We start from the raw sequence: 13,588 nt of genomic DNA on the forward strand, positions 1-13,588 counted from the left end.
TTCGCCTGAGAGGAGCAGTCTTGCCATCGAACGGATAGGGCGGCTTGGAGATCTTCACCGTCCTCGGCGTAGTTGGCCGAGGACGGTGACCCAGGATCGGCCCCCTCTCCGATCAGAGCTGTGACACCTATCTGCCGGTTGCCGAGATGCGATCTTGCCGTTGTCATCTTCCGCTGACGCGCCGCGATTGGCATCGCTACTTCTATCTGGTCCGGCTTCCCTGCCGCTTGGCGCTTCTCGCGCAATCCAATCCGACATGGCACCTTTGGCCGCGCTGAAGCAGTTCAGCCCCGGGCCTCTCATTGCTGTGCTATCAATGACACGCCTTGCTTCAAGGCTCTTTCAGGGATTGGAAGGATGGGCAGATTCGGTGGAGGTGCTGGCAGCGCGTTTACTCGCCGCAGGAAATTGGAGAGCTTCTTTCGAAAGCTGAGTGTCGTGGGCGCATGGCTCTGCTCCATGCTGTTGGTCGGCCTGTCACTGATGCCGATCGCGAGCGCTCAGACCGTCACCTACATCCACACTGATGCTGTCGGTTCGGTAGTGGCCGAATCTGATGCCAATGGAAACGTGACCAAACGCTATGACTACGAGCCCTACGGTGCTGTGGTAGGCGGCCAGGTCACGGATGGACCGGGGTACACGGGGCATGTGAGCGATGCGGCCACAGGGCTGAGCTACATGCAGCAGCGGTATATGGATCCGCAATTGGGCGCATTCCTGTCGGTGGACCCGGTGACGGCGTATGACCAGCCGGTGGGGCAGTTCAATCGATACCGATATGCGAACGGCAACCCATATCGCTTTATTGACCCAGATGGTCGTCAAGCGTTGGGAGCACCCAGGGATTTCTACCATCCTGTAACAGCTGAGCAAGCCCAGCAGATTCTCCCTGTAGTTGCCGACTTCACGCCGGTCCTGGGGGACGTCAAAGGTATCGTTGAGGCAGTCCACGCTCCAACACCTGCGAATATTGCCGGGGCCGCAATGGGTCTGATCCCATTTGCCGGTGATGCCGGAAAGGCAGTGTTGAAGCACGGTGACGAAGCCGCGCAACTGGGACGGAAGGTCGCCAGCGAGCAGAAGGTTTCTGGAACCATCTATGTCGATTCCAAGGGAAACGCTATCCCGACACCGCCAGGCGGAAGAATTGAAGGATCCCCAGATGGCCGCTTCGTTCAGGCGAAAGGGCCCGACGGTCAGCCTACTGGGGTGCGTATTGATGGAGGACATAAACCATCAACCCATCCCGATCCCCGAGCGCAGCAGCCGCATGGCCATGTGCCAGGTGTAACCAATGCCGACGGGACCCCTTGGCTTCCCGTAAAACAATGAGTGAGGAGTCCGTGAAAAATGGATAACGAGGCAGGACTAATCCAGATGACGAGGCTTGTTAAAGATTTTGCACTCGGCGCTGTCAACGCCCAGAGCTTCATCGACAAGTACTCTAATTTTTACTACTACGAGGCGTTGGACGGCCACGAGGTTTCAAGTGCAATACATGCGGAAGATAGGGTTCGGCTAGGTCCGGCTATCGAGTTGCATCGCCGGATTCAGGAGGAAGTTGTGAACAAGATCTCGTTTGATCCGGAGTTTTCAGCCGAAGCATTGAAGACGGCAGGGCGACTGACGGCCTCTGAAGCGCGGGAGCTCGCGCTTCAGATCTGTACAGACGTCGGAATTGAAGCTGTCTTGTCGGCGGTAAGGCCTGCCTGACTACATGGTTCTGAGATCTCTGAAGAATGCCCCGACTGATATCTCCACCTTGACCCTACGGCGACGGATATACCGGCCCAGGCGCCACGCAACTGATCGGCCTGACGGCAGCATCATGATCTGGAACCGACACGCTTCCTGTCATGGCGCCAAGCGCAGGGTGTGCCGTCCTTCCATAAGGCATTGGCCGGACTCTGCCCTTCCCTGAGCTCGTCATGTTCAGGTGGTTGGTTCCATTCCCACTCCCGGCACCAGATGCGTCGAGAATCCTCGGGCTTGGTCGTAAGCTGTCACTTGGGAAAACGGCGCTTACCCGGACCGGGAGAGCGCCGTTCTTCCAGGGTGCTTTTTCCACTCAGTACGCGAACTCCTTGAACACCGGATCGATGTTGCCGCCCCACTCGCCATGGAACAGCGCCAGCTTGCGATCGGCCGGGGTCAGTCCGGAATCGACGATCTCCTGCAGCACCTCCAGGAACTTGCTTTCGTCCTGGCCATCGGCGTTGCGCGCCGCGCGGCGCTTGAGGCCGGCCACGGCGATCTTCAGGGCTTCGCGCGAGAGGTCCAGAACGGTGCCGTTGCGGAACGGCAGCTTCAGCCCATGCCGCGGCACGCCATCGCGCAGGACATTGCGCTCGACCAGGCTGAAATCACGCACCAGGTCCCAGGCCGCATCCAATGCGGCATCGTCGTACAGCAGCCCCACCCAGAACGCCGGCAACGCACATAGGCGGCTCCACGGGCCGGCATCGGCACCGCGCATTTCCAGGTACTTCTTCAAGCGCACTTCGGGGAAGGCGGTGGTCATGTGGTCCGACCAGTCGCGCAGCGTGGGCAACTGGCCCGGCAACACCGGCAGCTTGCCGACCATGAAATCGCGGAAGCTCTGGCCGCTGGCATCGTGGTACTTGCCATCGCGGTAAGAGAAGTACATCGGCACGTCGAGCAGGTAGTCGACGTACCGCTCGTAGCCGAAGCCGTCCTCGAACACGAAGTCGAGCATGCCGGTGCGGTCGTTGTCGGTGTCGGTCCAGATGTGCGAGCGGTAGCTCTGGTAGCCGTTCGGCGCGCCTTCGGTGAAGGGCGAATCGGCGAACAGCGCGGTGGCGATCGGCTGCAGCGCCAGCGACACGCGGAACTTCTTGACCATGTCCGCTTCGGTGGCGTAGTCCAGGTTGACCTGCACCGTGCAGGTGCGGGTCATCATGTCCAGGCCCAGCGTGCCGACCTTGGGCATGTACTCGCGCATGATCTTGTAGCGCCCCTTGGGCATCCACGGCATCGCGTCGCGGGTCCACTTGGGCTGGAAGCCCATGCCCAGGAAGCCCAGCTGCAGTTCGCCGGCCACCTGCGCCACTTCATTGAGGTGGGTGCCGGTTTCCACGCAGGTCTGGTGGATGGTCTCCACCGCCGCGCCGGACAGTTCCAGCTGGCCGGCCGGTTCCAGCGTCACCGAGGCGTTGTCGCGCAGCAGCGCGATGGTGCGGCCCTCTTCCTGCACCGGATCCCAGCCGAAGCGGGTCAGGCCGTTGAGCAGGGCTTCGATGCCGCGGTCGCCGTCGAAGGTGGGCGGGCGCAGGTCGTCCAGGCGGAAGCCGAACTTCTCGTGCTCGGTGCCGATGCGCCACTGCGCCTGGGGCTTTTCGCCGGAGGCCAACGTGGCGACCAGTTCATTTCGGTCGGTGATCGGCGTCTCGGCGACGTGGCTGGGGCTCGACAAGGGGAGGCTCGCAGTATTCTGGTCAGGGCGGGGATGTGGGGTTGCAGCCCCCGCATCGCAAGGGCGCACTATATCGTGGCGTCCCCCACCGTCGTGTCACCGTGACGGTTTTCAGCATCCTATAAAAAAGGGCTTGACCGGGCCGCAGCGCCGTTGCGACGCATTTCGCCCCGCGCGGCGGGCGCGCCCTACACTGCCCCATGAGCCGATCCAGACATCCGGAAGTACATCGCTCCGACCGCGTGGGCTGGCTGCGGGCCGCCGTGCTGGGCGCCAATGACGGCATCGTCTCGGTGGCCGGGCTGCTGGTCGGCATTGCGGCCAGCGGGGCCAGTGCCACCACGATCCTGGCCACCGGCATCGCCGGCACCGTGGCCGGGGCCATGTCGATGGCAGCTGGCGAGTACGTGTCGGTGCAGTCGCAGGTCGATACCGAGCATGCCGACCTGGCAGTGGAGAAGCGCGAGCTGCGCGAAGACCCGCACAGCGAGCTGGAAGAACTGGCGGCCATCTACCGGCATCGCGGCCTGACCCCTGAACTGGCCCAGCAGGTGGCGGTGCAGTTGACCGCCCACGATGCCCTGGCCGCACATGCCCGCGACGAGCTGGGCATCACCGACGAACTGCGCGCCCGCCCGCTGCAGGCCGCGATGGCCTCGGCCGGTGCCTTCATCTGCGGCGCGGCGCTGCCGGTGCTGACCGCACTGCTGGCCCCGCATGCCTACGTTGCACAGGTCACCACCGCCGCCACCCTGGTCGGGCTGGGCCTGACCGGCGCGATGGCCGCGCGTGCCGGTGGCGCACCGCCCCTGCGCGGCGCGGTGCGGGTGATGTTCTGGGGCGCGCTGGCGATGGCGGCAGCGGCACTGATCGGCCAGTTGTTCGATACTGCGCGGTAATGAACGCCCTCCTGCACCCCGCCTCGCTACTGGACGACATGGCCAGCCTGGCCACCTGCGCGCGCGCCGACGGCTATGCCTGCGTCACCGCGCGTCGCGAGCACGGCGCCTCCTCGGTGGACATCCCGCAGCCGCAGTTCGCGATCCTGCTGCAGGGGCGCAAGCAAGTGGCCTGCGGTACGCAGTCGCTCACGTTCGTGCCCGGCGACCTGTTCCTGATCACCCGCCGCTGCCGCATCGACGTGGTCAACATTCCCGATCCGCACAGCGGCGTGTACCTCAGCGCGATCGTGCCCCTGTGCAGCGAAGCGCTGGCCGCCGCGCGCGTGCTCTGGAACGAACCCCTGCCCGAGGCCGGTGACGCGCTGGCGCGGTTGTCGCTGGACGACCACGGCGACACGCTGCGGCAATGGCGCCATGCGCTGGAACACGCGCGCTACACCGAGGCCCGCCTCGCGCTGGCCGCGCTGGTGCTGGCATTCTGCCGGCGCGGCCACGGCAGCCTGCTGGTGCCGCCCGAGCCCAGCCTGGGCGAACGCATCCGCGACCTGATCGCCGCCCAGCCCGAACGCGACTGGCAATCGCGCGACTTCGAAGCGCAGTTGTGCCTGAGCGGTGCGACGCTGCGTCGGCGGTTGGCCAGCGAGCAGGCCAGCGTGCGCGAGCTGATCGCCGATGCACGCCTGGCGCACGCGATGAACCTGCTGTACACCACCCGGCTGCCACTGAAGACCGTGGCCGCGCGCGTGGGCTACCGCTCGCTGGGCAGCTTCAACAAGCGCTTCGCCGCGCGCTACGGGCTGGAACCGGCAGCAATCGGCAACAGCTGAAACGGCGAGCGGATCACGGCGCATTCTGAGCGGTACGCGGCATCGCCCGCGTGCAGCATGGGGGCACCGCGGCACCGCCGCCTTGTGTAGAGCCTCTGCCATGTCCCTTCCCCGCATCCGCTTACATGCTGCTGCCCTGTTGCTGGCCGTCGCCACCGGCCCGGCGCTGGCCACCACCGCGCACACGCCCTCGGCGCAGGTGCCCGGCGTCTATCACCAGCAGATCGGCACGCTGCAGGTCACCGCGCTGTTCGACGGCACCGTGGCACTGGGCCGCCAGGAACTGACCGGGATCGATGCCGGCGCGGTGACCCGCCTGCTCGATCACCGTTACGTGCCCGAAGACGGCAAAGGCCTGCAGACCGCGGTCAACGCGTATCTGGTGCAGCGGGGCAATCACCTGACGCTGGTGGATACCGGCACGGCCGCCTGCTTCGGGCCCGGCCTGGGCCAAGTGCTGGGCAACCTGCGCGCGGCCGGTTACGACCCGGCGGAGGTGGACGACGTGCTGCTCACCCATGCCCACCCGGACCACCTGTGCGGGCTGCTGGATGCGCAGGACACGATGGCCTACCCCAATGCCACGGTGTGGTTGTCGGCCGCCGACGCGGCCTATTGGCTGGACCCGGCCAGCGAAGCCACCGCACCGCAGGGCGTGCGCTTTGCCTTTGCGCTGGCGCGCAAGGCGGTGGCCCCCTACGAGGCGGCGGGCAAGCTGCGTCGTTTCAGCCCCGGGCAAACCTTGCCGGTTGGGGTGGCGGCGCTGGACAGCCATGGGCATACGCCGGGCCATGTGTCCTGGAAGCTGGACGCCGGCAAGGGCCAGGCGGTGCTGGTGTGGGGCGACATCGTGCATTTCCACGCGGTGCAGTTCGCCCAGCCCCAGGCGGCCTACGAGGCCGACAGCGACCGCACGGCCGCCGTCGCCAGCCGTCGCGCGATGATGGCGCAGGCGGCGGATGGGGGCTGGTGGGTGGCCGGTGCGCACCTGCCGTTCCCGGGGTTGGGCCACGTGCGGCGCGAGGGTGAGGCGTTTGCGTGGGTGCCGGGCGAGTTCGCGCCGTTGCCGGGGCATTAACCCGGGGATGCGGGCTGCGCGGCGTTCGTGGGTGAGCGCGCGGCTGACCGGCGTTCGTTGGTGGGCCGCGAGCTGACCGGGTAGTGCCGGCCGCTGGCCGGCTCCTCTTTCGGCCGGATGTATCGGGAGCCGGCCAGCGGCCGGCACTACCGGGATGCGCGCACTGTTACCGGGTCCGGCCCACGGTTACGGGGCCGCGCGCGGTATTACGGGGATGCGGGCTGCGCGGCGTTCGTGGGTGAGCGCGCGGCTGACCGGCGTTCGTTGGCGGGCCGCGAGCTGACCGGGTAATGCCGGCCGCTGGCCGGCTCCTCTTTTCGGCCGGATGTATCGGGAGCCGGCCAGCGGCCGGCACTACCGGGATGCGCGCACTGTTACCGGGTCCGGCCCACGGTTACGGGGCCGCGCGCGGTGTTACGGGGATGCAGGCTGCGCGGCGTTCGTGGGTGGGCGCGCGGCTGACCGGCGTTCGTTGGCGGGCCGCGAGCTGACCGGGTAGTGCCGGCCGCTGGCCGGCTCCTCTTTCGGCCGGATGTATCGGGAGCCGGCCAGCGGCCGGCACTACCGGGATGCGCGCACTGTTACCGGGTCCGGCCCACGGTTACGGGGCCGCGCGCGGTATTACGGGGATGCGGGCTGCGCGGCATTCGTGGGTGGGCGCGCGGCTGACCGGCGTTCGTTGGCGGGCCCGCAAGCTGACCGGGTAGTGCCGGCCGCTGGCCGGCTCCTCTTTCGGCCGGATGTATCGGGAGCCGGCCAGCGGCCGGCACTACCGGGATGCGCGCCCCGTTACCGGGGGGCGGCCCACGGTTACGGGGCCGCGTGCGGTAGTACGGGGATGCGGGCTGCGCGGCATTCGTGGGTGGGCGCGCGGCTGACCGGCGTTCGTTGGCGGGCCGCAAGCTGACCGGGTAGTGCCGGCCGCTGGCCGGCTCCTCTTTCGGCCGGATGTATCGGGAGCCGGCCAGCGGCCGGCACTACCGGGATGCGCGCCCCGTTACCGGGGTGCGGCCCACGGTTACGGGGCCGCGCGGTGTTACGCGGTTTCGGGGGCCGGCTTGTTCAGGCCCAGCCAGCCGCCGATGATGCCGCGGGCTTCGTCCACGCCCTGGCGGGCGGGACCGGAGAAGGTCTGCACGCTGACGGTGTCGCCGAACGAGGACTGCAGTTCCTTGCGCACCTTCTGCAGGGCAATGCCCTGCTGGCCACGGCCCAGCTTGTCGGCCTTGGTCAGCAGCGCGTGCGCGGGCAGGCCGCGCTGCACCGCATAGGCCAGCATCTGGCGGTCGTAGTCCTTCAGCGGGTGACGGATGTCCATCACCACCACCAGGCCACGCAGCGCCTCGCGGGTACGGAAGTACTGGTCGATGAAGGCCTGCCAGTGGGCCTGCAGGTCCAGCGGCACCTTGGCGTAGCCGTACCCGGGCAGGTCGACCAGCTTGGCCTCCGGGGTGACTTCGAAGAACACCAGCTGCTGGGTGCGGCCGGGGGTCTTGGAGACCCGGGCCAGGCTGTTCTGGCGGGTCAGGGCGTTGAGGGCGCTGGATTTGCCGGCGTTGGAGCGCCCGGCAAAGGCAACTTCGGCCCCGACATCCTCCGGCAATTGCCGGGTGTTGTGGGCCGAAAGCAGGTAATGGGCACGTTCGAGGAGCAATGACATGGGCATAGGATCGCATGTCCGGGCCAGATCCGCGCTGCCGCGGCCGGTTTTGCTGCACCCTGCGTTGACCGTGGCGTGAAAGCGCATGGATAATCGGGCGATCCCCGCGGGTGCACCCTGTACCTGCCAGGCCGGTCCACACGGAGCTTCCGCATGCGCCACGCTCGCGTTCTTGCCGTTTCCGCTGTTGCTGTATCGCTGCTGGCCGCTGTTGCGGTCGCCCAGACCTCGATCACGCCCCTGCCTGACAACGGGCCGATCAAGACCGCGTCGCTGGAGGTCGATTTCAGCAAGACCACCTGGGGGGATGCGAAGGCCGGCCAGACCAAGGCAGCCGCCTGCGCGGCCTGCCACTCGGCCGACGGCAACTCCACCGTGGAGATGTATCCGAGCATCGCCGGGCAGAGCGAACGCTATACCGCCCAGCAGATGGCGTTGATCGCCAACGGCCAGCGCACCTCCGGGGCCTCGGCGGCGATGGTGCCGTTCGTGCAGGACCTCACCCCGCAGGACATGCGCGACATCGGTGCGTATTTCGCAACGCAGAAGGCCAGCGCCGGGCTTGCCGACGACGGTCTGGTGGGCGAAGGTCCGTACGCCGGCAAGAAGTTCTACGAGATCGGGCAGCAGCTGTATCGCGGGGGTGATGCCGAACGCGGCATCCCGGCGTGCATGGCCTGCCACGGTCCCACCGGTGCCGGCAACCCGGGCCCGGCCTACCCGCATATCGGCGGGCAGCATGCGGCCTACGTGGCGCGCCGGCTGCAGGAGTACCAGGCCGGCACCACCCAGGAAACCGACAAGGCACACTTCCAGATCATGGCCACCATTGCAAAGCAGCTGACCGAGCAGGAGATCCAGGCCCTGGGCAGCTACCTGCAGGGCCTGCACAACCGTGCCGACGATGTGGCCTCGGCCACGCCCGCGCAACCGGCGAAGGCCCCGTAAAGACCGCTCGGCGGCGCAATGGCCGCCCCCGCCCCCGTGGCGGGTTATGTTCACCGCCACGCCGGCACTGGGCCGGCGTTGTTTTTTCCGATGGAGATGGATGTAGATGACGTTGATGCCCCGCCTGATGTTGTTGCTGCTGGCCCTGAGCCCCCTGTCCACGCTGGCGGCCGCGCCGGTCGCCCTGGTCGAAGGCACCGACTACGAACTGATCGAACAGCCCGGCCCGTATGCGCCGCTGGCCGGCAAGATCGAAGTGGTGGAAATGTTCGGCTACACCTGCCCGCATTGCGCGCGCTTCGAGCCGCAGCTGGAAGCCTGGGCCGCCAAGCTGCCCAAGGATGTGCGTTTCACCCCCGTGCCGGCCGCGTTCGGCGGTGTCTGGGATTCGTTCGCACGCGCCTACTTCAGCGCCGACCAGCTGGGCGTGGCCAAGCGCAGCCATCGGGCCATGTTCGAGGCGCTGCATGAGAAGAACAGCCTGCCCATGCAGAACGTCTCGCCGGACGAACTGGCCGTCTTCTACAAAGACTACGGTGTGGCACCAGAGCGCTTCCTGGCGACCATCAAGGGCGATGCGGTCGAGCAGAAGCTGAAGGCCGCCCGCGCCTTCGCCCAGCGCACCAAGGTGCCGGGCACCCCGGCACTGGTGGTCAATGGCCGTTACCTGGTCAAGGGCGACTCGTTCGAAGCGCTGCTGCGCAACGCCGATGCCCTCATCGCCAAGGCCCGCAGCGAACGCACGCGCTGAGTGCAGGCTCGCTGAACCGTCACACACCGTCCACGCCGGACGCGCGTTGGCGCATGCCATCATTCCCCTCTGGCCGGCACCCCGGGTGCCGGCCCCACCATGTTCATCCGCTGGAGATGCCTAGATGAAGACCCGTTTCGCGATTTCGCTGCTGGCCCTGCTGCCGATTCTGGCGGCCTGCAAGGCCCAGGACGGCACCGCCAACACCACCGCTCCGACCGAACCGGCCACCCCGAGCAGCACCCCGGCCGCCGAACCGGCAGCGCCCGCCACCGAGGCACCGGCTGCTAGCGGTGACACCGCCGCCGCCGAAACCGCCGCTGCCGCCGCGACCACCCCGGCCCCGGCCGCGGCGTCCTCGCGCCCGACCGGCCCGGAGCCGGTGGCAGGCACCGATTACGTGCTGATTGAAAACGGCCAGCCGTTCCAGCCGGCCGCCGGCAAGATCGAAGTGGCGGAGATCTTCGGTTACGTGTGCCCGGCCTGCGCCGCGTTCCAGCCGCTGATCGGGCCGTGGAAGGCGGGCCTGCCGAGCGATGTCAACTTCGTCTACGTGCCGGCCATGTTCGGCGGCACCTGGGACAACTACGCGCGTGCCTTCTATGCGGCACAGAGCATGGGCCTGCAGGAAAAGACCCATGAAGCGCTGTATTCGGCCATCCACGCCGAGCAGACCCTGAAGGGCGAGCGCGGCCGTGATTCGGTCGAAGACATCGCCGCCTTCTACGGCAAGCACGGTGCCGACGCCAAGCAGTTCGCCAGCACCATGAGCAGCTTCGCGGTGAATGCCAAGACCAACGCCGCCAAGCAGTTCGCCCAGCGCAGCCAGATCACCGGCACGCCGTCGGTGATCGTCAACGGCAAGTACCTGGTCAAGGGCAAGAGCTTCCCCGACATGCTGCGCATCGCCGATCACCTGATCGCCCGCGAACGCGCCGCCAAGGGCAACTGATTCCTACCGAGCCTGCAACCGTCGTGAATTCCCCCACCACGCGGACCCTGCGCCTGCTGACGGCCAACATCCAGGCCGGTAGCAGCACCCGCCGCTACAGCGACTATGTGACCCGCAGCTGGTCGCATGCGCTGCCGGCGGGGCGCAAGCGCACCAGCCTGGACGCCATTGCCCAGCTGGCGCGCGGTCATGACATCGTTGGCCTGCAGGAGGCCGATCCGGGCAGCCTGCGCTCGGGCTTCACCAACCAGACCCACTACCTGGCCGAGCGCGCCGGCTTCAATTACTGGAGCCACCAGCCCAACCGCCGCATGGGCGGGGTGGCGTCCAGCGCCAACGGCCTGCTGAGCAAACTGGAACCGGTGGAAGTACAGGACCACGCCCTACCCGGCCGCATCGGCGGGCGCGGCGTGCTGCTGGCCAAGTTCGGCGAAGGCAGCGAAGGCCTGGCGGTTGCCGTGGCGCACCTGTCGCTGGGGACCAACTCGCGGATGTCGCAGTTGGCCTTCATCGCCGACCTGCTCACCGACCATCCCAACGCGGTGCTGATGGGCGATTTCAACTGCCTGGCCGACCGCCCGGAAATGCAGGCGCTGTACCAGAAGACCAACCTGCAACCGCCGGGTTGCGCGGTGCCGACGTTCCCGAGCTGGCGCCCGGACCGGGCCATCGACCACATCCTGCTCAGCACCGGCCTGCAGCAACGCAGCGCCGAAGCAGTCCCGGCCGCCTTTTCGGACCACCTGGCGCTGGCCATGGAAATCGACGTCCCCAGCCACGCACTGCGCTGACACGTCCCCGTAGAGCGGGGCTCTGCCCCGCTGCACCAGAATTCGTAGAGCGGGGCTCTGCCCCGCTGCACCAGAATTCGTAGAGCGGGGCTCTGCCCCGCTGCATTTCGCATGCACCCCGACAGCCGGGCAGAGCCCGGCTCTACGGGCTTGGCGGTCGCGTAAACAGCCCGTCCACAGCCGCTATGCGCTAATGCTCCGGGTCTGCCGTGTTCGGCACCGAGAGTATTGCTCCCCATGAGCGCTGTGGAGTCGCCTCCCTACGAGGTACGCACGCTTCGACCGGTCTTCCTGCTTGCCGCCACGATCGTGGCGGCATTTGCCATTCTGGTCGCCGTGTTTCCCATCCAGTCCGGCAGCCTGCTGCTGGACGCGCAGACCTGGGCGTCGCGCAATGTCGGCTGGTACTACCTGCTGGCCATGACCGTGTACCTGGTCTTCGTGGTCGGCGTGGCCTTGTCCGGCTACGGCAACGTCAAGCTGGGCGCGGACCACGACGAACCGGAGTTCAGCTATCTGTCCTGGGCCGGCATGCTGTTTGCCGCCGGTATCAGCATCACGCTGTTCTTCTTCTGCGTGTCCGAACCCCTCACCCATTACCTGTTGCCCCCGCAGGGCGGCGTGGGCGAAGGCGAAGCCAGCGCGCGCCAGGCAATGCAGCTGCTGTTCCTGCATTGGGGCCTGCACGGCTGGGGCGTGTTCGCGTTGGCTGCCATGGCGCTGGCCTACTTCGCCTACCGCCACAACCTGCCGCTGGCGCTGCGCTCGGCGCTGTACCCGCTGATCGGCAAGCGCATCAACGGGCCGATCGGCTACACCGTGGACGCGCTGGGCATCGTGGCCACCGTGTTCGGGCTGGGCGCGGACATGGGCTTTGGTGTGCTGCACCTCAACGCCGGGCTCAACACCCTGTTCCCGGTGCCGCATGCGGCCTGGGTGCAGGTGGGGCTGATCGTGCTGATGATGGGCGCGGCGATCACCGTGGCCGTCTCCGGCGTGGAAAAAGGCGTGCGCTGGATGTCCAACATCAACATGCTGCTGGCGATCGGCCTGCTGCTGTTCATGCTGTTCGCCGGCCCCACCCAGTACCTGCTCAACGCGCTCATGCAGAACATGGGCGACTACCTGGGCAACGTGGTCGGCAAGAGTTTCGACGTGTATGCCTACGGCGGGCGCCCGGACTGGCTGGGCAACTGGACGGTGTTCTACTGGGCCTGGTGGATCGGCTGGGCGCCCTTCGTGGGGCTGTTCATCGCGCGCATCTCGCGCGGCCGCACCATCCGCGAATTCGTGCTCGGCGTGCTGCTGATCCCGCTGGGCTTCACCCTGGCGTGGCTGTCGATCTTCGGCAACAGCGCGCTGGACCAGATCCTGCACCACGACCAGGTGCACCTGGCGCAGATGGCGGTGGATAACCCGCCCACCGTGCTGTACGCGCTGCTGGAAAGCTACCCGTGGAGCCGCGCGGTCATCGCGGTCACGGTGATCGTCAGCTTCGTGTTCTTCGTCACCTCGGCCGACTCGGGCACGGTGGTGCTGTCCACGCTGTCCTCGCATGGCGGCGCACCGGAAGACGACGGCCCGCGCTGGCTGCGCGTGTTCTGGGGCGTGATGACCGGGCTGGTCACCGCCGGGTTGCTGCTGGCCGGCAGCATGGACGCGCTCAAGTCGGCGGTGGTGCTGGCCTCGTTGCCGTTCTCGGTGGTGTTGCTGCTCATGATCTGGGGACTGACCCGCGCCCTGGGCGAGGAATCGCAGCGCAAGAAGGCCTCGCAGTACTCGCCGATTCCGCTGATCGGGCAGTCACGGCACCAGCGTGGCTGGCGCCAGCGCATCACCCAGGCCGTGCATTTCCCGGTGCGCGACGAGGTGTACCGGTTCATGGACACCGACGTGAAGCCGGCGATCGAAGCGGTGGCCGCGCAACTGGGCGAACAAGGCCTGGACGTGCAGACCAAATTCGAACCCGGCCAGATGGAACTGACCGTGGACCATGGCGAGCAGCAGGTGTTCACCTACCAGGTGATCATGCGCGGCTACCTCACCCCGTCGTTCGCCGCGCAGCGCTTCCGCAACCTGCGCTACTACCGCGCCGAAGTACACCTCTATGAAGGTGGACAGGACTACGAGCTGTTCGGCTACAGCCGGCAGCAGATCATCAACGACATCATCGACCAGTACGAGCGCCACCTGCAGTTCCTGCATCTGACCCGTTGAACCGCTGGTCTCCCGCTGCAAAGGAG

General features: G+C 67.1%; 12 protein-coding genes. 10 read left to right on the forward strand and 2 right to left on the reverse strand.

From position 1 onward, the window contains the following. Positions 1 to 459 precede the first annotated feature (459 nt). The gene (locus tag AC6CHL_RS06805; RefSeq protein WP_498293943.1) at positions 460 to 1,335 is read left to right on the forward strand and encodes an RHS repeat-associated core domain-containing protein; all 876 of its coding nucleotides are present in this window, start codon (positions 460 to 462) and stop codon (positions 1,333 to 1,335) included. A 45-nt stretch (positions 1,336 to 1,380) separates the two neighbouring features. Next, positions 1,381 to 1,716 (forward strand): hypothetical protein, encoded by a 336-nt coding sequence (locus tag AC6CHL_RS06810; RefSeq protein WP_498293945.1) that lies wholly within the window; start codon positions 1,381 to 1,383, stop codon positions 1,714 to 1,716. 355 nt (positions 1,717 to 2,071) lie between these two features. Here the strand turns inward: AC6CHL_RS06810 and AC6CHL_RS06815 are convergent, their stop codons facing one another. Further along, the gene (locus AC6CHL_RS06815) at positions 2,072 to 3,436 is read right to left on the reverse strand and encodes a glutamate--cysteine ligase (RefSeq protein WP_038686277.1); all 1,365 of its coding nucleotides are present in this window, start codon (positions 3,434 to 3,436) and stop codon (positions 2,072 to 2,074) included. A gap of 200 nt (positions 3,437 to 3,636) precedes the next feature. Here AC6CHL_RS06815 and AC6CHL_RS06820 point away from each other — a divergent pair, with 200 nt between their 5' ends. From AC6CHL_RS06820 to AC6CHL_RS06830, 3 genes are all read left to right on the forward strand, one after another. Then, positions 3,637 to 4,335 (forward strand): VIT1/CCC1 transporter family protein, encoded by a 699-nt coding sequence (locus AC6CHL_RS06820; RefSeq protein WP_038686275.1) that lies wholly within the window; start codon positions 3,637 to 3,639, stop codon positions 4,333 to 4,335. Further along, positions 4,335 to 5,165 (forward strand): helix-turn-helix transcriptional regulator, encoded by an 831-nt coding sequence (locus AC6CHL_RS06825; RefSeq protein WP_498293947.1) that lies wholly within the window; start codon positions 4,335 to 4,337, stop codon positions 5,163 to 5,165. Before AC6CHL_RS06820 ends, AC6CHL_RS06825 begins: the two co-directional genes overlap by 1 nt. Before the next feature lie 100 nt (positions 5,166 to 5,265). Next, positions 5,266 to 6,243 (forward strand): MBL fold metallo-hydrolase, encoded by a 978-nt coding sequence (locus AC6CHL_RS06830; RefSeq protein ID WP_498293949.1) that lies wholly within the window; start codon positions 5,266 to 5,268, stop codon positions 6,241 to 6,243. 1,036 nt (positions 6,244 to 7,279) lie between these two features. On the opposite strand, the gene yihA is transcribed toward AC6CHL_RS06830, so the two are convergent. Next, positions 7,280 to 7,903 carry a ribosome biogenesis GTP-binding protein YihA/YsxC gene (gene yihA, locus AC6CHL_RS06835; protein ID WP_038686269.1) on the reverse strand — a complete coding sequence of 208 codons (624 nt, stop codon included), beginning with the start codon at positions 7,901 to 7,903 and terminating at the stop codon, positions 7,280 to 7,282. A 153-nt stretch (positions 7,904 to 8,056) separates the two neighbouring features. Here yihA and AC6CHL_RS06840 point away from each other — a divergent pair, with 153 nt between their 5' ends. The 5 genes from AC6CHL_RS06840 to betT all read left to right on the forward strand — a co-directional run bounded on the left by AC6CHL_RS06840 (position 8,057) and on the right by betT (position 13,562). Beyond that, positions 8,057 to 8,851 carry a c-type cytochrome gene (locus AC6CHL_RS06840; RefSeq protein ID WP_038686267.1) on the forward strand — a complete coding sequence of 265 codons (795 nt, stop codon included), beginning with the start codon at positions 8,057 to 8,059 and terminating at the stop codon, positions 8,849 to 8,851. Positions 8,852 to 8,957: 106 nt separating this feature from the next. Next, positions 8,958 to 9,602 carry a thiol:disulfide interchange protein DsbA/DsbL gene (locus tag AC6CHL_RS06845; protein ID WP_038686266.1) on the forward strand — a complete coding sequence of 215 codons (645 nt, stop codon included), beginning with the start codon at positions 8,958 to 8,960 and terminating at the stop codon, positions 9,600 to 9,602. Positions 9,603 to 9,726: 124 nt separating this feature from the next. Beyond that, positions 9,727 to 10,554 carry a thiol:disulfide interchange protein DsbA/DsbL gene (locus AC6CHL_RS06850; RefSeq protein ID WP_137190346.1) on the forward strand — a complete coding sequence of 276 codons (828 nt, stop codon included), beginning with the start codon at positions 9,727 to 9,729 and terminating at the stop codon, positions 10,552 to 10,554. 53 nt (positions 10,555 to 10,607) lie between these two features. Beyond that, entirely contained in the window at positions 10,608 to 11,345 is a 738-nt protein-coding gene (locus AC6CHL_RS06855) for an endonuclease/exonuclease/phosphatase family protein (protein WP_181406277.1), read from the forward strand. Positions 11,346 to 11,582: 237 nt separating this feature from the next. After that, on the forward strand, positions 11,583 to 13,562 hold the full coding sequence (gene betT / locus AC6CHL_RS06860) for a choline BCCT transporter BetT (RefSeq protein WP_038686262.1): 1,980 nt from the start codon (positions 11,583 to 11,585) through the stop codon (positions 13,560 to 13,562). The last annotated feature ends 26 nt before the right edge of the window (positions 13,563 to 13,588 follow it).

The sequence above is a fragment of the Stenotrophomonas sp. GQ19 genome, assembly GCF_059758695.1.